Here is a 20146-nt window from a genome sequence, read left to right on the forward strand (position 1 = left end):
TTGACTTTTGGCACGCTGTTGAGTTCTCAAGGAACGGACGCTTCCTTTGTACTCACCCGAGACACTGTCTCCGGCTTTCCTCCGGGCGCTTTCCCTTCGGTCTTGCGTTTCCGACTCTATCAGGGTTTCCCGGTCTCTCTGACCACCCTCCTGCGGGCATGCGGGAGCGGATCCAGAGATAGGATCTGATGAGTTGGGTGCCCGCCGGGGCCGCGACGCCTTGGCATCGCTCAACCTCAAGCAGGAGTAACGACTGTACACGGGGCCGTGGAACGGGTGCAAATCCATGGGGAGTGTGGTCTAGACCTCTATTGGGACTACTCGTGCGGAACCGGTACTTCCTATGACATACGCTGCTCCACAGTGCGCCGTCCGGGACAGGCAGCGACGGCCCCTATATATCTCCACCCCTGGGAGGCTTCCCATGACCACCGTGTCGTCCCCGCTGGCCGGACGCGCCATCGGACTGGCCGCCGTGCCCGATCCGGTCTTCTCCGGGGCCATGGTCGGCCCGGGTACCGCCATCGATCCCGTGAGAGAGCCGTCCGAGGCCGTCTCCCCCGTGGACGGCGTCATCGTCTCCCTGCACCCGCACGCCTTCGTCGTCGTCGACGAGAGCGGCCACGGGGTGCTCACCCACCTCGGCATCGACACCGTGCAGCTCAACGGCCAGGGCTTCGAGCTGCTGGTGAACAAGGGCGACACCGTCACCCGCGGCCAGGCCGTGGTGCGCTGGAACCCCGCCGACGTCGAGGCCGCGGGCAAGTCCCCGGTCTGCCCCGTCGTGGCCCTGGAGGCGTCGGCCGAGGCCCTCTCCGAACTGCGCGAGGACGGCGACGTCAAGGCCGGCGAGACCCTCTTCCTCTGGCAGTGACGTCCGGTACGTGACGTCGGCGCCGTCGGACGACGGCGGGCAGGACAACCACCGCGGCGGCGGGAACCGCCGCACGATCGGGACGGGTGAGATGGAGACAACGCTGCGAGGCGTCGGTGTGAGTCACGGTGTGGCCATCGGCGAGGTACGGCACATGGGGACGGCGGTGCTGGAACCGCCCGCCAAGCAGATCCCGGCCGAGGAGGCGGAGCGTGAGCAGGGGCGTGCCCGCAAGGCCGTGGAGGCCGTGGCCGCGGACCTGACGGCGCGCGGCAACCTGGCCGGCGGCGAGGCCCAGGCGGTGCTCGAGGCGCAGGCCATGATGGCGCAGGACCCCGAGCTGATGTCCGACGTGGACCGGCGCATCGCCGTCGGCAGCACCGCCGAGCGCGCGGTGTACGACGCCTTCGCCGCCTACCGGGCGCTGCTCGCGGGCGCCGGCGAGTACCTGGCCGGGCGGGTGGCCGACCTGGACGACGTGCGCAACCGCATCGTCGCCCGGCTGCTCGGGGTGCCGATGCCGGGCGTGCCCGACAGCGACGAGCCGTACGTGCTGATCGCGCGGGACCTGGCGCCGGCCGACACGGCGCTGCTGGACCCGACGCTGGTGCTCGGTTTCGTCACCGAGGAGGGCGGGCCGACCAGCCACAGCGCGATCCTGGCGCGGGCCCTGGGCGTGCCGGCCGTGGTGGCGCTGCCGGGGGCCGGCGAACTGCCGGAGGGCACCGTGATCGCGGTGGACGGCAGCACCGGGGAGATCTTCGTGAACCCGAGCGCGGAGAAGAAGGCCGCGATGGAGGCGGACGCCGCCGAGCGCAAGGCGGCGCTGGCCGCCTCGACCGGCCCCGGCGCGACCTCCGACGGTCACAAGGTGCCGCTGCTGGCGAACATCGGCGGCCCCGCCGACGTGCCCGCCGCCGTGGCGGCCGGAGCGGAGGGCGTCGGTCTCTTCCGTACCGAGTTCCTCTTCCTGGACGACAGCGAGAAGGCGCCGTCGAAGGAGAAGCAGGTCGCCGCCTACCGGCAGGTGCTGGAGGCGTTCCCCGAGGGCCGGGTCGTCGTACGGGTGCTGGACGCGGGCGCCGACAAGCCGCTCGCCTTCCTCACCCCGGCCGACGAGCCGAACCCGGCGCTGGGCGTGCGCGGGCTGCGCTCGCTGCTGGACCACCCCGAGGTGCTGCGGACCCAGCTCGCGGCGCTGGCGGAGGCCGCCGCGGGACTGCCGGTCTACCTGGAGGTCATGGCGCCGATGGTCGCGGACCGCGCCGACGCCAAGGCGTTCGCCGAGGCGTGCCGCGAGGCCGGGCTGCACGCGAAGTTCGGTGCCATGGTGGAGATCCCGTCGGCCGCGCTGCGGGCGCGGTCGATCCTCCAGGAGGTCGAGTTCCTGTCCCTGGGCACGAACGACCTCGCGCAGTACACCTTCGCCGCCGACCGTCAGGTGGGCGCGGTCTCCCGGCTCCAGGACCCGTGGCAGCCGGCGCTGCTCGACCTGGTCGCGCTGTCCGCCGAGGCGGCGAAGGCCGAGGGCAAGAGCTGTGGTGTCTGCGGTGAGGCCGCGTCCGACCCGCTGCTGGCGTGTGTGCTGACCGGTCTGGGGGTCACCTCCCTGTCGATGGGCGCGGCGTCGCTCCCCTATGTACGGGCGACGCTGGCGAAGTTCACGCTGGCGCAGTGTGAGCGGGCGGCGGCTGCGGCCCGCGCCGCGGACAGTGCCGAGGAGGCGCGCGAGGCGGCGCAGGCGGTGCTGTCCGGCGAGTAGCCGGCCGGGGCCGACGCGGTCGGTCCGGTGAGGGGCGCTCCACCCGTGCTCGGGTGGGGCGCCCCTTCGTGTCAGTGGTGGTGTCCCGGCCCCGGTCCGTCGTCTCCGAGGCCGGGCGGGGTGCCGTAGTCGACGTCCGGTTCGGGTGGGATGAGGTCGCCGGAGTCGCCGTCGGTGCAGTAGGCGTCGAAGACCTCGGCGGCGGTGAGGGGTTCGAATCCGTATCCGCGCAGGCGCCAGCCGTAGACCTGGTCGCGGCGGCCGGGGGTCCAGGCGCGCAGGACCAGTCCGCCGGGGCTGTGGGTGGCGAGGCCCAGCGCGAGGACACTGGTGAACTCCAGGGCCTCGGCCTCGTCGGGCGGCTCGGGTCCGTCGGGGCCGTGGTCGGCGTTGAGGACGGAGACGAGGGACTCCCCGGGTCCCCAGACGCTGCACACCAGGTGCCGGTTGCCCGGAGGGGCGGTGTCGAGGACGCGTTGGACGAGGTCCGAGGCGCGGCGGAAGGCTGCCAGGCCGAGGTCTTCGCCGCAGGTGGCGCAGGCGCCGAGGCGGGCCAGCAGGCCGGAGGTGTACTCGCGGGTGGCCTGGCGGACGGCCTCGTCGATGAGGGCCGGGACGAGGTCGGCGAGGGGCCCTCCGTCGTAGGGGACGGTGGGTCCGGTGACGGCGAGTTCGGCGGTGTAGCGGCTGCGGCTGGCGCCGGCCTCGGGGTCGAGGCCGGCGCGGGCGCAGAAGTCGGCGTACTCCTCGGGGTCGAAGAGGGCGACGGCGGTGTGGCTGCCCTGGCCGTCGCGGGCCCGGAGCAGGGCCTCCACCTGGTGGAGGTAGGCGGTGTGGTCGTCGAAGGCGAAGCTGCGGTAGCGCCGCATGGCGTGGAAGTCGTGCTCGTCGGCGAGCAGTCCGATGGTGCCGGCGATTTCGCGGCGCAGGACGCGGCGCAGGGTCTGGTCGGTGAGCGTCATGTGTCCCCCGTACACGGTGATCAATGCTCACTCACCGTAACCGGGGGCACTGACAACGGGGCCGGGTCGGGGGCGGGCCTGCCGTCGGGCGGGGACGGCCGGCCCGCTCCGTGGCTGGTCAGGCGCGGGCGCGGCCGAGGTTCTCGTAGAAGCGGAGCAGGTCGACGTGGTCGATGGAGCCGGGGTTGACGGCCTTGTCGAGCGGGGTGCCCTGGAGGAGGCGTTTGACGGGGACCTCGATGCGCTTGCCGGTGAGGGTGTGCGGGATGCCGGGGACTTCGATGATCTCGTCGGGGACGTGGCGGGGGGAGCACTCCTCGCGGATGGTCCGCTTGACGCGGTCGAGGAGGGCCTGGTCGAGGACGGCGCCGGGGGCGAGGTGGACGAAGAGGGGCATCCAGTACCCGCCGTCGGGCTCTTCGACGCCGATGACGAGGGATTCCTTGATCTCGGGGAGGCGTTCGACGGCTTCGTAGATGTCGGCGGAGCCCATGCGGACGCCCTGCCGGTTGAGGGTGGAGTCGGAGCGGCCGTGGATGATCACCGAGCCGCGGGAGGTGAGGGTGATCCAGTCGCCGTGCCGCCAGACGCCGGGGTAGGTGGAGAAGTAGCTGTCGTGGTAGCGGCTGCCGTCGGGGTCGTTCCAGAAGCGGATCGGCATCGAGGGCATGGGGTTGGTGACGACCAGCTCGCCGACCTCGTCGGTCAGCGGCTCGCCGGCGGGGTCCCAGGACTGGAGGTCGGTGCCGAGGCCGGGCGCCTGGAGTTCGCCGATGTGGACCGGGAGGGTGGGGACGGCGCCGGCGAAGCAGGAGCAGACGTCGGTGCCGCCGCTGACGGAGGCGATCCACAGGTCGGGGCGGACCTCGTCGTGCAGCCAGCGGAAGCCGTCGGGGGGCAGCGGTGAGCCGGTGGTGGCGACGCAGCGGACGCGGGAGAGGTCGTGGTCGCGGCCGGGGTGGAGGCCGGCCTTGCGGCAGGCCATGACGTAGGCGGCGGAGGTGCCGTAGAGGGTGGCGCCGGTGCGTTCGGCGATGCGCCACTGGGCGCCGGTGTCCGGGAAGCCGGGGCTGCCGTCGTAGAGGACGATCGTGGTGCCGGTGAGGAGGCCGGAGACGAGGAAGTTCCACATCATCCAGCCGGTCGAGGTGTACCAGAAGAAGCGGTCCTCGGGGCCGAGGTCGCAGTGGAGGCCGAGCTGCTTGAGGTGCTCGACGAGGATGCCGCCCTGGGACTGGACGATGGCCTTGGGCAGGCCGGTGGTGCCGGAGGAGTACAGGACCCACAGGGGGTGGTCGAAGGGGACCTGCTCGAAGACGGGCTCGGTGTCCTTCGCGGTGAGGCTCTCCCAGGTGAGGGCGCCCGCGGGGGCGTCGGTGCCGAGGAGCGGGATGTGGACGACGGCGCGCAGCGTGGGCAGTTCGCGGCGGAGTTCGGCGACGGTCTCGCGGCGGTCGTGTTCCTTGCCGCCGTAGCGGTAGCCGTCGACGGTGAACAGGACGACGGGTTCGACCTGCTGGAAGCGGTCGAGGACGCTGCGGGCGCCGAAGTCGGGGGCGCAGGAGGTCCAGACGGCGCCGACGGCGGCGGTGGCGAGGAGGGCGACCACGGCCTCGGGGATGTTGGGCAGGTAGCCGCTGACGCGGTCGCCGGGGCGGACGCCGAGGGCGCGCAGTTCGGCGGCGAGGGAGCCCACCTGGCGGCGCAGTCCGGCCCAGGTGACGGGGCGCGGGTCGTGACTCTCGTCGACGTGCAGGAGGGCCGGTTCGCCGGGGCGGGTGGCGGCGGCGCGCAGGGCGTGCTCGGCGTAGTTGAGGGTGGCGCCGGGGAACCACTGGGCGCCGGGCATGGAGCGGTCGCCCAGCACGCGCGTGTACGGGGTGGTGAACCGTACGTCGAACCACTCGGTGACGGCTTTCCAGAAGGTGTCGAGTTCCTCGACGGACCAGCGGTGCAGCGCGGCGTATCCGCCGTCGGCGGGGGCGCCGTGGTGTGCGGCGGCCCAGCTCTGGAACCTGGTGACCTGCGCCTTGGCGACGCTCTCCTGATCTGGCTGCCAGAGCGGCTGCGGGTTCACGGTCGACATGGGGCGGCTCCCGGACTGTGCGCGTCGTGTGCGTCCCGCGCGCACGCGCTGGGGTGTGCGCGTGACGCGGCTGACAGGGACGATGCCATGTGATCGACATCCGCACCAGGGGCCGCCCCGCGGGTGCGCGGCGGCGCCGGGCGGGCGGTCAGATGTAGCGGCCCTCGAACCAGGCGCGGACGGCGAGGGTGTGCAGGGGGAAGGCGAGTTCCTCCGGGCGGCGCAGCAGGTCGCGGGCGCCGGTCTCGTCGGTGACGGTGAAGGGCGGCAGGTCGTCGGCGGGGCGCTCGGGGAGGAGTCCGAAGAGCAGGAGGTGTCCGTCGGGGGAGCTCATGGCGTCGGCGAGGCGCACCTCACGGCTCGCCGTCTCGATGCCGGTCTCCTCCTTGAGCTCGCGGACGACGGCGTGTCGCCAGTCCTCGCGGTCGTCGACGAAGCCGCCGGGCAGGGCGACGCCGCCGTACGCGGGCTCCACGGTCCGGGTGATGACGACCAGGCCGGTGCCCTGGGTGTCGTACACGGGCTGGAGGGCGATGGCGACGGGCAGCGGGTTGCGGTAGGCGACGGTGCCGCAGGCCGGGCAGGCGCGGGGCCAGCCGGTGACGTCGTCTCCGTACGGCGTTCCGCAGCACGAGCAGTGGGAGCCGGGCGCGGAGGGGGGAACAGGCGCTTGGGTTTCGGACACGCGGCGGACTGTAGCGGATGCGGTGGGCCCGGGAGGGTGGTTTCGGCGGGGTCGTTCAGGGCCGGCCGGGGGCCAGGGAGCGGCGGGTGACGGGGAAGTCGAAGTAGGTGTCCGGGTGGGGCTCGGCGCGCAGGGTGTAGTGCCACCACTCCTCCGGGAGGTTGCCGAAGCCGGCGCGCTCCAGGGTGTCTTCGAGGAGCAGCCGGTGGGCCCGCCGGCTGCCGCCGACGCGCGGGTCGAGGGTGTGGGCGAGGGGGTCGAAACAGTCGAAGCCGGTGCCCATGTCGACGGAGTTGTCGGGGAAGCGTTCGCCCGCGGGCGCGTGGCAGGGCACGAGGGGCTGTCCGGGGCGGTACGGCGGGGTCGGGCGGGCCGGGAGCCGGACGAGGGTGAGGTCGACGGTGGAGCCGCGGCTGTGGCCGGACCTCTCGGCGATGTAGCCGTCGGCGAAGAGGCGGTCCTTGTCGACGTCGGGGTAGAACTCTGCCTTCATCCGCTGGTCGTCGGGGTCGGCGGCCCAGCGGACGAAGTGGTCGACGGCGCGCTGCGGCCGGTAGCAGTCGTACACCTTGAGGGAGTAGCCCCGGCGCAGCAGGCGTGTCTGGGCGCGGTGGAGGGCCTCGGCGGCGGGGCGGGTGAGGAGGCAGACGGGGCTGAGGTAGCCGTCGATCCGTTCGCCGGTGAAGGTGTGCGCGGTGGCGTAGCGCATCTCCTGGAGGATCGTCGGGTCGATGTCCCGCAGGGCGACGAAGTCCGCGGGTGCCCGGGGGCCGGGGGTGGCCCCGGCCGGGGCCGGGAGGGCGGCCGGGGCGAGCAGGGCGGCGAGGGCGGTGGCCAGGGCGCGGACGGGGGCGGACAGGCGTGTCATGTCCCCTGCGTCTACCAGGTGGGCGGGGTGCGGGAAAGGGGCCGCGCCGGGGCGGCCCGGGGCGGTGCCGGTCAGGGGGCCGCGGCGCGGCGGCGTTCGGCGGCCTGCGTCATGGCGTGCTGGACGACGCCGACGAGGACGTCCTTGACGGACTCCCGGTCGCGGGCGTCGCACATCACGAGCGGCACGTCGGCATCGAGGTCGAGCGCCTTGCGCACGGTCTCCTCCGGGTAGCGGGCGGCTCCCTCGAAGCAGTTGACGCCGATGACGAACGGGATCGAGCGCCGTTCGAAGTAGTCGACGGCGGCGAAGCAGTCCTCCAGGCGGCGGGTGTCGGCGAGGACGACCGCGCCGAGCGCGCCTTCGGAGAGTTCGTCCCACATGAACCAGAACCGCTCCTGGCCGGGCGTGCCGAAGAGGTACAGCACCAGGTCCTCGCGGAGCGTGATCCGGCCGAAGTCCATGGCCACGGTGGTGGTGTGCTTCTCCTCCACCCCGCTGACGTCGTCGACGGGCCGGCCGGCCTCGGTGAGCAGTTCCTCGGTGCGCAGCGGCCGGATCTCGCTGACCGCGCCGACGAGCGTCGTCTTGCCCACGCCGAAGCCGCCCGCCACCAGGATCTTGAGGGTGACGGGCTCGACCGGGGGCTTGCCGCGCTGGGAACGCCCGAAGATCATCGATCTGTTCTCCTCACAGTGCGCGCAGGCCGTTGATCACGTCGCGCAGGATGTTCTCGTCGGGCAGTTCGGCCGGGGGGACGGGCCGGTTCACGTGGACGAGCCCGGCGTCCACGAGGTCGCCGACCAGGACCCGCACGACCCCGACCGGCAGGTCGAGGTCGGCGGCGAGTTCGGCGACCGACTGCGGGGCGTCCTGGCACAGGCCGACGATGTCGACGTGTTCCGGGGCGAGGGAGACGTCCGCCTCCGGATCGTCCGCGTGGGGTTCGGCGACGACCACCGCGATCAGGTCGAGGCGGTGCTGTGCCGCGCTGGTGGTGCGGCCGCGCGTCATGGCGTACGGACGGACGACGGGGCCGGCCTCGTCGTCGAACCAGTGATGTCTTCCCTGACCGTCTGCGCTCATGTCATCCCACTACCCGCCGACGGGCGGTTCGGAGCGCGGGGCGGTGCCCAGGTGCACGCCGACACGCTTGACGAGGAGGGTCATCTCGTACGCGACCTGGCCGACGTCGGAGTCGGCGTCCGAGAGGACGGCGAGGCAGCTTCCGTCGCCCGCGGCGGTGACGAACAGGAAGGCGTCGTCGAGTTCGACGACGGTCTGCCGGACGCTGCCCGCCTCGAAGTGGCGGCCGACGCCCTTGGCGAGGCTGTGGAAGCCGGAGGCGACGGCGGCGAGGTGCTCGCTGTCCTCGCGGGTCAGGTCCTCGGAGGCGCCGGTGGCGAGGCCGTCGCCGGAGAGGATGACGGCCTTGCGGATGCTGGCGACACGGCTCACGAGGTCGTCGAGGAGCCAGTTGAGCTCCCGGGACGTGCTCGTGGTGTGGCCGGTCGTCTTCGGTGCGGTCATCGACCGTCCCCCTTCATTCCTTGCGGTCCCCGCCGCGCCGGTGGTTCCTGTGGTCCTTGCGGCGCCCTGGGTGCTGGTGGTGGCTGTGATGTCGGTGCGGGCTCGTCCGTGGGTGCCGGTGCGGGCGGCTGCGGTGCTCCGGCGCGGTCGTGGGCGTCCCCGGCGGCGGCGTTCTCCCGGCGTCCGCGCTGCCAGCCGCGCTGCAACGAGGCCATGCGGCTGCGCACTTCGTCGGCGTCCCGGTCGGCGGGGCCGGTCGGCGGGTCGGCGGGCCGGCCGGCGCTGCGCTTGAGCTGGGGGGCGAGGCTGGCCTGCCGGACGCGGCGGGGCAGCGGGCCGGTGACGTCGGCGGCGGGGTCCTCGGGCGGGGTGCCGTGGTCCGGGGGGCCGTCGACGGGGGTGCCGTGGCCGGGGGTGCCGTCGTGCGGGGTGTCCGGTGTGCCGTCGTGCGGGGTGCCGTCGCCTGGGCGGGTGGACCGGCGGCGGGACGGGAGGGACGGCAGCGTGTCGGGGTCCGGGCGCCGGGCGGCGTCTGTCCGGCGGCGGGACGGCAACGGGGACGGCCCGCCCGGCTGGTCCGGCGTGTCGCCCGCTCCCCCGGGTCCGGCGGAGGCGGCCTCGGGCGTGTCGCCCGCACGGGTGCCTGCGGCCCGCGTGTCGTCCCCGGCGGAGCGGTCCGGTACGGGCCGTCCGTGCGAGCTGACGAGCTTCGGTGTACGGCGGCGCGGCAGCGGTACGGGGCCGCCGGGCGTGTCCTCGGCCGGGCCGCCGTCCCCACCGTCACCGGCGCGCTCCGGACGGCCCCGGCCGGCGCGGCGCGGCAGGTCGTCGTGTGCGGCGACGAGGGAGCGGCGCGGGCCGAACAGGCCGCCGCGGTCGCCGTCGCCGCGGTCCAGGGCGCGGTCCGGCCGGTCGAGGGCGTCCAGGTCGTCGAGGGCGTCCAGGTCGACAGGGGCCTCCAGTTCGACCGGCCCGGCCGGCGGTCCCGAGAGCCCGGACCGGGGTGCGGGGACCTGGGCGAGGGCGGCGCGGCGGCTGTCCTCGCGCTGCGTCTCCGCGGCGCGCTGGGGCCGGTCGAGGCGGAAGCCGACGCCGTTGGTGTCGGGGACGTCGTCGGTGAGCAGTACGTCGGGGATGAAGACCACGGCGGTGATGCCGCCGTAGGGGGACGGCTGGAGGGAGACGCGGACGTTCTGCCGCTGGGCGAGCCGGCTGACGACGAAGAGGCCGAGCCGGTCGGTGTCGGACAGTTCGAACTCGGGCGTCTCGGCGAGCCGGAGGTTGGCGTCGAGCAGCGCGTCGGCCGCCATGCCGAGGCCCCGGTCGTGGATCTCCAGGGTGAAGCCGTTGGCGACCCGCTCGCCCACGACCTGCACGGCGGTGTGCGGCGGGGAGAACACGGTGGCGTTCTCCAGGAGTTCGGCCACGAGGTGGGTGAGGTCGGCGACGGCCGGGCCGGTGACGGCGATGCGCGGCAGCCTGCGTACCTCGATGCGTTCGTAGTCCTCGACCTCGGCGACGGCCGCGCGGACCACGTCCATGAGCTGGACGGGCTTGCGCCACTGCCGGGAGGGGGCGGCGCCGGAGAGGATGACCAGGCCCTCGGCGTGGCGGCGCATGCGGGTGGTGAGGTGGTCCAGGCGGAAGAGGTCGGCGAGTTCGTCGGTGTCCTCGGTCCGGCGCTCCATGGTGTCGAGCAGGGTGAGCTGCTTGTGGAGGAGGACCTGGCTGCGGCGGGCGAGGTTGACGAAGACCTCGGAGACTCCGGCGCGCAGCCGGGCCTGCTTGACGGCGGCCTCGACTGCGGCGCGCTGGAGGGTGTTGAGGGCCTGGCCGACCTCGCCGATCTCGTTCTTGTCGTACTCCAGGCGCGGCACCTCGGTCTCGACGTCGACCTGTTCGCCCGCGGAGAGGCGGCGCATGACGCTGGGCAGGCGGACGCCGGACGCCTCGTGCGCCTCCAGGCGCAGTTGCTTGAGGTCGCGGATGAGGGCGCGGCCGACGCGGACGGAGAGGAAGACGGAGAAGAGCACGGCGATCAGGCCGAGGGCGCCGGCGACGACCGCCTTGGCGATGACGGACATGGCGACCGGGCGGACGCGGTCCTGGTAGCGCTCGGCGGCCTGGTCGTCGAGGCGGCCGAGTTCGTCGAGGACGCTGCCTGCGGCCCTGTCCCAGCTCTGGGCGGTGATGCCGCGCGGCGTGTCGGCGCCGGAGGAGACGGCGGCCTCCTCGGCCATCCGCAGGGGGGCGGAGGAGGCGTTCTTCCAGAAGCGTTCGTAGCGGGCGCGGTCGGCGGCGGGCAGTTGCGGCAGGTTGGTCTCGTAGAGCACGCCGCGCTGGGCGACCAGGTCGGAGACGTCGCGGGTCTCGCCGCGGGTGAGGTGACCGGTGATCAGGGCGGAGCCGAGGAGGGCGTCCTCGCGGGAGAGCAGCTCGCGGGCGCGGGAGACGTTGACGAGGGCGCGGTACTGCTTGTCCAGGCCGACGTCGTCGACGACGCGCAGGTTGGAGAGCAGGACGTGGCACGGGTCCACGAGGCGGTTGTAGAGGGCGAGGGCCTGGGCCCGGCTGACGGTGCCCTCGTCGACGCTGCGGCGCAGCGAGCCGACGCCGTCGAAGGCGTCGAGGACCGCGGTCAGCCGGTCGGTCTCCGTGCGGCCGAGCGCGTCGCGGACCGTGTCGTCGGCGGCGTTGCGGCGGATCTCGGCGATGGCCTCGTCGGTGGCGGTGCGGCTGCGCTGGAGGGCGGCCAGTCCGTCGGAGGCGCGGGGGTCGGCGAGGTGGACGAGGGTCTGGCGGCGTTCCTGCTGGAGGACGCGGACGGTGTCCTCGACCGGGTAGCCGACCTTCTCGACGAGGGTGGAGACGCTGAACAGGCGGCCCGCCTCGCGGCCGGTGAGGACGGTGGCGAAGGCCCAGATCGCGGTGAGGGACACCAGCGGCACGAGAAGCAGCGCCACGATCTTCCGGCGGATCGACTTCCCGCGAAAGCGCATGGCCTCCCCCAGCTCGTCCCCCGTCCGGCCGGGGGTCACACGTCCGTCAACAAACGGCGCGAGCCTACTACTGACACGCGCGTAACTCGAAGGCCCTTCCGGAGTCCGAACTTCCGCGCCACTGCCGGGAGATGGATGTTTTTCCGGGCATAAAGGGAGATCATCACCCGGGAGAGGGTGTTCCGGGACGGTTCCGGGCGGGCCGGATGTGCCGTGCGGGGCGACGGGGTTGGCCGGAATATTTCGACTCTTCGGCTCCTGCGGGAATCAAGCGGACGTCTCGTTCGTCCTTCTCTATGGGACGTGGAGGCGGAATCGGCCACAGGAGCCGCGTCACGCCTCCGGGCGGCGTAAAGCAAGGCAAGCCGGGCAGCCACTGGGGAGCCGGGTCTTCGGACCTGGGCGTGCGGTCTGCAGGCGGTGGGGAGTGACATGTCGATGGGCACGGCGGAGCGGCGCGAGGCGCCCGGGGGCGCGGGGAAACGGGGGGTGACGGGTCGTTCCGGGTCCGGGGCCCCGGATCGCGCCGTTCCGGCGGGCGGGGGCGGGGACGGGGACGACGGGTGGCCGCGGCAGCGCGAGCACCCGGTCCGGCGCGAGCCCCCGGAGCAGCGGGAGCGTCCGCCGGCGTACCGGCCGCTGTGGACGGAGGAGCCCGCCCGGCGGCGCCGGCTGCCCGATCCGGTGCGGACGGCGGCGGTGCGCGCGGTGCTCGTGGTCGCGGTGACGCTGATCCAGGCGATGGTGGCCTTCCTGTGCACGATGGCCGGTTCGTGGCTGGCCTTCCCGATGGTGCTGAGCAGCGTGGCGAGCACGGTGGCGGCCACCTGGGGCGTGCTGGACGTGTGGGTGACCCGCCAGGTGTGGAACCAGCGGCACGGCGTGGTCTCGGTGCCGAGCAGCACCGCGCGGGCCATGCGCCGCGAGCGGCGCCGGGCGCGGCGGACGGCACGGGCCGCCGAGCGCGCCCAGGAGCGGATACGCCGGCGCGGCGGCACGGGCCGGCTGTCACATCCCTGACAGACCGGGTGGGTGCCGCCGCGCGGAGCGGTGGGTGCGTCCGCGTCAGCCGGCGGCCGGGGCGGGCCGTTTGAAGGTGCGGGTCGCCGTGATCTCGCTGTGCACGGCCTCCGCCTCCCCGTCCGCGGCCTGCTGGGGCAGTCCGGGCCGCAGGTGCTCCTCCACGCTGATGTACTTCAGTCCCGCCCGCAGGTCGGCGTCGTTGCGCAGCCGGATGACGAGGGGGAACTCGGCGAGCGCGGTGGTGTCGAAGAGGCCGGTGGTGTAGAGCAGTTGCACGCCGAGTGCGTCCGACACGGCCCGCTGGAGTTCCAGCAGGTAGGTGGCGTTGGCGCGGCCGATGGGGTTGTCGAGGAAGAGGGTGCCGGCGTGCCGGTGCCGGTCGTGTCCCCGGTCGTTGCTGCGCAGCGCGGCCATCGTGCAGTAGAGGGCGATGGCCGCGGTGAGGAGCTGGCCGCCGGAGAAGACGTCGCCCATCTGCCCGACGGGCACGCGCTCGGCGCGCAGGACGGCGTCCGGCTTGAGGATCTCCACGGCGATGCCCTTGGGCCGCAGGGCCGCGGCGACCCCGCGCAGCAGCAGTGACATGCCGTCGCGGCGCAGGTCGGAGTTCTTCTTCACGGCGGCGCTGGTGGCCTCGTCGACGACCTCGCCGAGCCGTTCGGTGAGGGTGGCCTGGTCCGGTTCCTCGAAGCGGATGCGCAGGAACTCCTGCCCGGACCACTCGCCGAGCCCTTCGGGGAGCCGGGAGAGCCGCTGGGCGGAGCGCAGGGTGGCGAGGGCGGACTCGACGAGTCCGCGCAGCCGGTCGACGATCGAGTCGCGGTTGCGCTCCAGTTGGGCCAGTTCGTCGGTGAGGACGCGCAGCCGGGGCGCGAAGGCGTCCGCCCACTTGTGGGCGTGCTCGGGCAGCGCGCCGGCCGGCAGTTCGCGGATCTGCTGCCGGGCGGGGGTACGGACCTGTTCGTACCGCGTGGAGTTGGCGTGCCGGACGAGGATGTCGCTCGCCTCGCGCACCGCGGCCTCGGCGGCGGAGAGGTCGGCGGCGCAGCCGCGCAGCGACCGGCGGGTCTCGGCGGCGGACTGCCGGGCCTCCTCCGGGCTTCCCGGGTAGGGCTCGGGCTCCTCCTGCTCCTTCTCCGCCGGTTGTTCGCGCAGCAGGTCGCGGAGGGTCGCGGCGATCTCGTCGAAGCCTCCGGCCGCGTCCTCGGCGGCGCGGTGGTCGTCGAGCAGGACGGCGTGCGCCTCGCGGGCCCGCGCCAGGGCCTCGGTGCGGGAGGCGAGTTCGGTGGTGGCGGTGCGCAGCAGGGTCTGGGCGTGCCCGGCGTCGCGCGGGACGAGGTCCTCGGGGAGTTCGGTGTGGGCGCCGCCGTCCTCGGGCGCGTGCCGTTCGGCCTCGCCGCGCAGCCGGCCGAGCTGCTCGCTGGCGGTGGACATACGGGTCTCCAGGAGCTGCACCAGCTCCTCGGCGCGGGCGGCGGCGGCCTGCCGGGAGGGGCCGTCGGAGCCGTCGGGCGACTCCAGGAGCTGTCCGGCCCGGGTGCGGACCTTGTTGCTGAGCCGGTCCAGTTCGGCGCGGGCGGCGCTCTCGTCGCTCTCGGCGCGGGCCTGTTCGGCGCGCAGGTCGGCGCCGACACCGACCTTCTCGTACACCTGGGACGCGGCCCGGTACGCCTCCCGCAGGGCGGGCAGGGACGCCTTCGGGGCGTCGGTGCCGTCCTCGGGCACGTCGTCGGGGGCGCCGGCGATCTCGGAGCGCTCGGCGCGCAGGGCGCGGGCGGTGCGGCGGGCGTCGTCGGCGGCGCGCTGGGCCGCCCGGCGGTCCTCGTCGGCGGCGCGGGCCCGCTCCAGGCACTCCTGGGCGCGGGCCTCCGCCTCGGCGCCGTCCTCGGCGAGTTCGCGCAGGGCGCTCTGCCAGCCGGCCCGTTCGCGCAGCCGGAAGGCGAGGCCGGCGAGGGCGTCGGCGGCCCGCCGGGCCTTCTGCGCGGCGTCCTGCCGCTCGTCGCGGACCGCCACGGCTTCGGCGGCGTTCTCCTCGGCCTCCGCCCGCAGGGTGCGCGCCTCGGCCAGCTCGGCCTCCGTCTCCTCGGCGAAGGCCCGCGCGTCCTCGGCCCGCCGGGCGAGTTCGGCGAGGTGTCCGGCGGGGCAGCCGGTGCGCCAGGAGGCGAGCCGGGCGGCGAGTTCGCGGTCCTTGGCGAGGCGGGCGGCGAGCCGGCGGATCTCCTCGTCCCGTTCCGTCGCCCGCGCGCGCAGCGCCTGCCGCTCCTCGTCGGCGGCGAACTCGTCGTGCATGGCGGGGTTGGGCGGTACGAGGAAGACCTCGTCGTCGTCGGGGCCGGCGGCGGGGGCGGGCGCGAGCAGGGCGGCGGCGGTGCCGACGGCGACGGTGGAGCGGGGCAGCAGGGCGGCGTCGCCGAGGGCCTCGCGCGCGCGGGTGTGCGAGTCGGGGTCGGTGATGATCACGCCGTCGACGAGTTCGGGCCGGGCGGCCAGGACGCGGGCGTGGTCGGCGGGGTCGACGGCCTGGGCGAGGTAGCGCCAGCCGGGCAGGGCGGGGATGCCGTGCTCGCCGAGGAACTCGACGGTGGCCAGCACGTCGGGGCCGGGCGGGAGCAGTCCGCCGTCGCCGAGGGCGCCGAGGATGCGGGAGTCGTCGGCGGCGGCGGTGCGCAGGTCGAACAGGTGCCGTTCGGCGGAGGTGACCGTGTCGTCGAGCAGGTCGCGCAGGTCGTCGGCGAAGCGGTCGAGTTCCTCGGCGGTGAGGCCGCCCGTGCCGGGCCGGGGGGCGTCGGCGGGGGCGCCGGCCGTGCCCTGCCGGGGCTGGGGGATGCCGGCGCGGGCGTCGCCGGCGAGGCCGAGCAGGTCGGCGAGGCGTGCCTCGGCGGCGAGGGCCTCGGCGGTGCGGCGTTCGGCGTCGTGGGCGCGTTCGGCGGCCGTGGCGGCGTCCGCGGCGCGGGCGGCGGTCAGCTCGGCGCGGGACTCGGCGGCGGCGGCCTCGCGGGCGTGTTCGCCGGCCCGGCGGGCAGCCTCACGGGCGGTCTCCCAGGCGGTGACGGTGGTCTTCTCGGCGTCGCTGGCGGCGAGGGCGGCACGGGCCGGGTCGGCGTCGGGGGCGCCGCCGTCGATCCAGCCGGCGCGGACCGCCTCGGCGGTCTCCCGCTCCACCTCGGCCAGCCGCTGCCGCAGGTGGCCGGCGTCGCTGCGGGCGCGCTGCGCCTCGGTGGCGGCGGTGGTGGAGTCGCGGTGGGCGGCGTCGCCGGCCTCCTGGAGGGCGGCGGAGCGCTCCTCCTCCTCGTTGGCGTGGTCCTCGGCGCGGCCGGCCGCGGCGTGCAGGGCGCGGACGAGGTCGACGGCGGCCCGGGAGCGGGCGGCGAGGGCGGGGGCCGCGTCGCGTTCGGCCTCCTGGATGGCGGCGGAGACCCGGGTGACGCGGTCGGCGGCGGCGCGGTGGCGCAGGACGGCCTCGGCGGCCTGCCAGGCGGAGTGCAGGGTACGGGCCTCGGCGAGTTCGCGTTTCTGCGCGGCGGCGGCCTTCTCGGCGGCGGTCAGGGCCAGCGAGGCGTGCCGGTAGGCGAGTTCGGCGGCGATGAGGCCGCTGCGGTCACGGGCGGTCTCGGCGTGGGTGACGGCGTAGGCGGCGGCGGTGACGCGCTGGGCGAGGTCGCCGGCGCGCAGGCGTTCGCGGGCGCCGCGGGCGAGGAGCCGGCGGGCCAGGGTCCGGGTGCGGCGTTCGGCGGCGGTGTGGACCTCGCGGGCGCGGGCGCGGGCGTCGGCGGCGTCCACGATGCGTCCGAGGAGGTCGACGGAGCCGGCGGTGAAGTCGCGTTCGGCGATGAGCTCGGCCCGCCGGCCCAGTTTGTTGCCGAAGCCGCCGACCAGGTCGGCGAGTCCGTCGGTGTCGCGGGTGTCGGTGACGGCGCGCAGCAGCAGGTCGGTGAAGTCGGAGTCCTTCTTGACGGCGAAGAGGCCGGCCGCCTCGCCCTCGTCGGCGTTCATCTCGCGCTGGTAGCGGAAGAGCTCGGGGTCGAGGCCCAGTTCGCCGAGGTGCTCGATCCAGCGGTCGTGGATCTCCTCCCAGTGGATCTCCAGGTGCGGGTAGACCTTCCCCGCCTCGGTGAGCGCGTCCCGGAAGCCCTTCATGGTGCGGCGCCTGCCCTTCGCCCCGGAGGCGCCCTCGGCGGGCGGGCGCATCGCGGTGGCCTCGGCGACGGGGAGGTTGTCCAGGGTGAGTCCGGGGCCGGGGCGGAAGGAGTACCAGGCTTCGGCGAACTTCCGCGGGTCGTTGGAGACCTGGCGTCCGCGCCATTCGCTGACCTTGCCGACGACGACGCATTCGCCGGTCTGGACGTGCTGCCACTCCAGCGCCACGTGGCCGCAGTCGTCGGCGAGCAGGAACTTGCGCAGCACGCCGGAGCTGGCGCCGCCGAGGGTGTTGCGGTGGCCCGGCAGCATCACGGAGAAGATCAGCTTGAGGAGGACGGACTTGCCGCCGCCGTTCTCCAGGAAGAGCACCCCGGCGGGGGCGGGCCGGCGGGGCGGGCCGGCGGGCTCCTCCTCGAAGAACTCCGCCTGGGTGGGGGCGGGGTCGGGCACGAGGTCGCCGACACCGCGCAGGTCGAGCACGGTGTCGGCGTAGCGTGCGCCGGCGGGCCCGATGGAGTAGAGGCGGACCCGGGACAGCTCGTACATGGCGGACTCTCGTATGGCTTCGTGACGTTGGGGGGCGGTCGGCTTCGTGGCGTGGGGGGCGGGCGGTCAGGAGGAGTGGAAGGGCAGTCCGGCGTCGGCGACCAGGTCGAGGTCGTCGGTGTCCTCGGCGGGCAGCAGGGTGGCGGTGCCGTCGGTGACGGGGACGATGCCCAGGTCCAGCAGTTCGGCGAGGGCGGCGCCGCCGGCCATGTCGCGGACCTGGAGCTGGTAGCGGGCGGTGGTGCGGTAGGTGCCGCCGCCGTCGTCGCCGGTGCGCTGGAGGAAGCCGGAGTCGGTGAGGAAGGCGACGGCCTTGCCGACGATGCCGGTGGTGGAGCCGGGGAGCCGGCGGGCGTCCTTGGTGGCGCCGGTGGCGCTGCGCCGGGCCCAGATCCGCCAGGCGGCCTCCAGTCCGGGGGCGTCGGTGGCGGGGTCGGTGTTCTCGCCGTCCCGTTCCGCGCGTTCCTCCAGGCGGCGGCATGCCTGGCGGACGAAGGCGTCGACGCCGTTGACGGTGACGCGGCCGATGTAGCCGTCGTCGGCGAGGTCCTCGGGGCGGGGGAAGGCGAGGGCGGCCACGGCGAGGTGGGCGAGGCCGTGCAGGAACCGGTCGCCGGAGTCGGTGGAGGCGCGGCGGGCGTAGTCGCCCATGCGGACGGCGAAGACCGAGTCCTCGGCGGCGGTCACGGCCATGCCGGCGCGCGGGGACACCTCCAGGACGACGAGGCCGAGTCCGGCGGCGACGGCGTCGGCGAGCCGTGCGAAGGCGGGGTCCTCGCGGTGGCGGCGCAGCAGGTCGGCGTACTCCTGGTCGCGGGCGGGCAGCAGCTTGGGCTGGAGGCCGAAGGCGACCAGCCGCGCGGCGTCGGCGGCGTCGGCGGGCGTGACGGGGGCGGTGGCCGGTGCGGGGGCCGCCTCCGGTTCGCTCCACTCGGCGTGCTCGGTCACGGTCGGTGCTCCTCGTCGTCCCGGGGGTGGCGGTGGGGGTCGGTGCTCATGCCGCCTCCGTCCGGTCGGCGGCCATCCCGGCCGCGTCCAGCAGGGCCGTGCCGACGATGAGGTCGGCGCCGCCGAACTCGGGGTCGTCCAGCTCGGTGCCGTCGTCGACGGCGAACAGGAGCTTCGGTTCGCCCTGGCGGTAGGCGGTGCCGACGGGCGGGCTGGCGGCGTGGACGGCGAGCAGGGCGACGAGGTGGGGCAGGTCGGCGTCGCGGGCGCGGGCGTCGGCCAGCAGCCCGGACAGCCGGCGCGGCGCGTCGTGCGGGAGGTCGAGCAGCTCCATGGCGACGGCCAGTTGCCCTTCGCTGAAGCGGCTGTCGTCGGGGGTGGCGATCAGGTCGGGCTCGGGCATCTCGGCGCCCAGGTGCTCGCGCTCGACGGGCGGGGTGAGCAGGAGGTCGACGAGGTCGACGACCCTCACGGAGGCCGGGGTGCGCAGTCCGGTGCCGCGCGCGAAGAAGGCGTCGGTGACGCGCAGCGCCTGGTCCACGGGGAGCGGCAGGACGGGGGCGACGAGGTGCCCGTACAGGTCGAGGCCGGCGGTGGTGGGCAGGGTGGCGAACGCCTGCCGGTCCTGTTCGGCGCGGAAGAGCGGGCCGGCCTCCAGCAGGCGGGACTGGAGCTGGGTGTGGCGGCGGATGCAGTCCTTGACTATGTCGACCAGTTCGGCCGCGCGGCGCTTCTGCTCCGGCTCCTCGGACTCGTCGCGCGCCTTGCGGATGTTGGTCAGGATCGCGTTCTCGTGCCGGTACCGGTCCGCGACGTGGTCCAGGGCCTCCGCGATCATGTCCGGTACGGCGCTGAGCCAGTCGACCGCGCGGACGTTGCGCCGGGTGGCGTCCAGGGCTCGGCGCAGGGTCTCGGAGTACTGCACGGTGCGGTACCGGGCCTGTTCGGCGGCGAGTTGGGCGTCGGCGAGCCGGCCTCGGCTGATCAGCACCTCCAGTTTGACCTCGGCGGCGATCTGGGCGCTGGTCACGTCGGTGTCGAGGGCCCCGACGAGGACGTTGACCGCCTCGTCGGTGGTGCGCAGGTAGACGGTGCCGCCGGGGCCGGGGACCTCTTCGATCAGTTTGAAGTCGTAGTCGCGGCGCACATAGGTGCCGTCCGCGGCGAAGGTGCCGTAGACGGCGCGGAAACCGCGGTCGGTGCTGCCGACGTTGATCAGGTTCTCCAGGACCCAGCGGGCGACGCGCTCGTGCTCGGCGGCGGGCCGCCGCGGGGCCTGGGCGGCGACGCGCGGGACGAGCCGGGCGACGATCTGGTCGTGGTCCGCGCCCGTGTCGAAATCCATCGTGAGGGTGACGAGGTCGATGGCGGCGAGGGCGACCTCCGCCATCCCGTACACCGAGAACTCACCGGCCAGGTTGGCCTTGCGCGCGTCGAGGTCGTGCAGCGGCGCGGTGCAGGCGAGCGCGCGCAGCCGCCGGGCCAGCCCCTCGTCGGCGGCCGGGCCCGGTGCGGGGCGCGGCCCCGCGCTGAGCTGGGACGGAGCGCTGTCCGGTGGTGCGGGTGAAGTCACGGTGCACAGACTAGATCCTCGATCTGACAACAACCCAAACGACGCAGAAGGCTCCGGGTGGCGGGGTGGGGGCGTGGAGAACGACCGGGGCCGTACGGGCACGGGTGTTGAGGGCGAGCGGGGTCTTACGGGCGTGGCGGCGGCGTCCGG

At 74.5% G+C, this 20146-nt stretch carries 14 protein-coding genes; 3 read left to right on the plus strand and 11 right to left on the minus strand.

Translation table 11 applies throughout. The annotated features are described in order from the left end of the window. The first annotated feature begins 424 nt into the window (after nucleotides 1–424). On the plus strand, nucleotides 425–874 hold the full coding sequence (locus J5Y05_RS24360) for a PTS sugar transporter subunit IIA (RefSeq protein WP_210875222.1): 450 nt from the start codon (nucleotides 425–427) through the stop codon (nucleotides 872–874). A gap of 91 nt (nucleotides 875–965) precedes the next feature. Further along, on the plus strand, nucleotides 966–2636 hold the full coding sequence (gene ptsP / locus J5Y05_RS24365) for a phosphoenolpyruvate--protein phosphotransferase (RefSeq protein ID WP_210875223.1): 1671 nt from the start codon (nucleotides 966–968) through the stop codon (nucleotides 2634–2636). Nucleotides 2637–2707: 71 nt separating this feature from the next. Here ptsP and J5Y05_RS24370 read toward each other — a convergent pair whose 3' ends face one another. The 8 genes from J5Y05_RS24370 to J5Y05_RS24405 form a co-directional block, all read right to left on the minus strand. Next, on the minus strand, nucleotides 2708–3598 hold the full coding sequence (locus J5Y05_RS24370) for a DUF8829 domain-containing protein (RefSeq protein WP_210875224.1): 891 nt from the start codon (nucleotides 3596–3598) through the stop codon (nucleotides 2708–2710). Nucleotides 3599–3716: 118 nt separating this feature from the next. Beyond that, nucleotides 3717–5684 carry an acetoacetate--CoA ligase gene (locus tag J5Y05_RS24375; RefSeq protein WP_210875225.1) on the minus strand — a complete coding sequence of 656 codons (1968 nt, stop codon included), beginning with the start codon at nucleotides 5682–5684 and terminating at the stop codon, nucleotides 3717–3719. Nucleotides 5685–5832: 148 nt separating this feature from the next. Continuing rightward, a complete protein-coding gene (locus J5Y05_RS24380; protein ID WP_210875226.1) occupies nucleotides 5833–6369 on the minus strand; it encodes an NUDIX domain-containing protein in 537 nt (178 codons plus the stop codon). A 55-nt stretch (nucleotides 6370–6424) separates the two neighbouring features. Next, nucleotides 6425–7237 (minus strand): M15 family metallopeptidase, encoded by an 813-nt coding sequence (locus J5Y05_RS24385; protein WP_210875227.1) that lies wholly within the window; start codon nucleotides 7235–7237, stop codon nucleotides 6425–6427. A gap of 71 nt (nucleotides 7238–7308) precedes the next feature. Further along, nucleotides 7309–7914 carry a GTP-binding protein gene (locus tag J5Y05_RS24390; RefSeq protein WP_210875228.1) on the minus strand — a complete coding sequence of 202 codons (606 nt, stop codon included), beginning with the start codon at nucleotides 7912–7914 and terminating at the stop codon, nucleotides 7309–7311. Nucleotides 7915–7927: 13 nt separating this feature from the next. Beyond that, nucleotides 7928–8323, minus strand: coding sequence for a DUF742 domain-containing protein (locus J5Y05_RS24395; RefSeq protein ID WP_210875229.1), 396 nt, complete (start codon nucleotides 8321–8323; stop codon nucleotides 7928–7930). 9 nt (nucleotides 8324–8332) lie between these two features. Next, nucleotides 8333–8767, minus strand: a complete 435-nt coding sequence (locus tag J5Y05_RS24400) for a roadblock/LC7 domain-containing protein (RefSeq protein WP_210875230.1) — start codon at nucleotides 8765–8767, stop codon at nucleotides 8333–8335. Then, on the minus strand, nucleotides 8764–11766 hold the full coding sequence (locus J5Y05_RS24405) for a nitrate- and nitrite sensing domain-containing protein (protein ID WP_210875231.1): 3003 nt from the start codon (nucleotides 11764–11766) through the stop codon (nucleotides 8764–8766). Before J5Y05_RS24405 ends, J5Y05_RS24400 begins: the two co-directional genes overlap by 4 nt. 420 nt (nucleotides 11767–12186) lie before the next feature. Here J5Y05_RS24405 and J5Y05_RS24410 point away from each other — a divergent pair, with 420 nt between their 5' ends. Next, nucleotides 12187–12786, plus strand: coding sequence for a hypothetical protein (locus J5Y05_RS24410; protein WP_372450522.1), 600 nt, complete (start codon nucleotides 12187–12189; stop codon nucleotides 12784–12786). A 45-nt stretch (nucleotides 12787–12831) separates the two neighbouring features. Here J5Y05_RS24410 and J5Y05_RS24415 read toward each other — a convergent pair whose 3' ends face one another. The 3 genes from J5Y05_RS24415 to J5Y05_RS24425 form a co-directional block, all read right to left on the minus strand. Next, complete coding sequence (locus J5Y05_RS24415; protein ID WP_210875233.1) at nucleotides 12832–17475, minus strand: hypothetical protein; 4644 nt, start codon at nucleotides 17473–17475, stop codon at nucleotides 12832–12834. 66 nt (nucleotides 17476–17541) lie between these two features. Further along, nucleotides 17542–18423, minus strand: a complete 882-nt coding sequence (locus tag J5Y05_RS24420) for a hypothetical protein (RefSeq protein WP_210875234.1) — start codon at nucleotides 18421–18423, stop codon at nucleotides 17542–17544. Between the two features lie 46 nt (nucleotides 18424–18469). Beyond that, nucleotides 18470–19996, minus strand: coding sequence for a hypothetical protein (locus tag J5Y05_RS24425; RefSeq protein WP_210875235.1), 1527 nt, complete (start codon nucleotides 19994–19996; stop codon nucleotides 18470–18472). Nucleotides 19997–20146 lie beyond the last annotated feature (150 nt).

The sequence above is a fragment of the Streptomyces tagetis genome (genome assembly GCF_018069565.1).
GTDB classification, from domain to species: domain Bacteria; phylum Actinomycetota; class Actinomycetes; order Streptomycetales; family Streptomycetaceae; genus Streptomyces; species Streptomyces tagetis.

Coding starts and splice junctions, on each gene's coding strand:
- J5Y05_RS24360 (WP_210875222.1), top strand. CDS start 425: ATGACCACCGTGTCGTCCCCGCTGGCCGGACGCGCCATCGGACTGGCC.
- ptsP (WP_210875223.1), top strand. CDS start 966: ATGGAGACAACGCTGCGAGGCGTCGGTGTGAGTCACGGTGTGGCCATC.
- J5Y05_RS24370 (WP_210875224.1), bottom strand. CDS start 3,598: ATGACGCTCACCGACCAGACCCTGCGCCGCGTCCTGCGCCGCGAAATC.
- J5Y05_RS24375 (WP_210875225.1), bottom strand. CDS start 5,684: ATGTCGACCGTGAACCCGCAGCCGCTCTGGCAGCCAGATCAGGAGAGC.
- J5Y05_RS24385 (WP_210875227.1), bottom strand. CDS start 7,237: ATGACACGCCTGTCCGCCCCCGTCCGCGCCCTGGCCACCGCCCTCGCC.
- J5Y05_RS24390 (WP_210875228.1), bottom strand. CDS start 7,914: ATGATCTTCGGGCGTTCCCAGCGCGGCAAGCCCCCGGTCGAGCCCGTC.
- J5Y05_RS24395 (WP_210875229.1), bottom strand. CDS start 8,323: ATGAGCGCAGACGGTCAGGGAAGACATCACTGGTTCGACGACGAGGCC.
- J5Y05_RS24400 (WP_210875230.1), bottom strand. CDS start 8,767: ATGACCGCACCGAAGACGACCGGCCACACCACGAGCACGTCCCGGGAG.
- J5Y05_RS24405 (WP_210875231.1), bottom strand. CDS start 11,766: ATGCGCTTTCGCGGGAAGTCGATCCGCCGGAAGATCGTGGCGCTGCTT.
- J5Y05_RS24415 (WP_210875233.1), bottom strand. CDS start 17,475: ATGTACGAGCTGTCCCGGGTCCGCCTCTACTCCATCGGGCCCGCCGGC.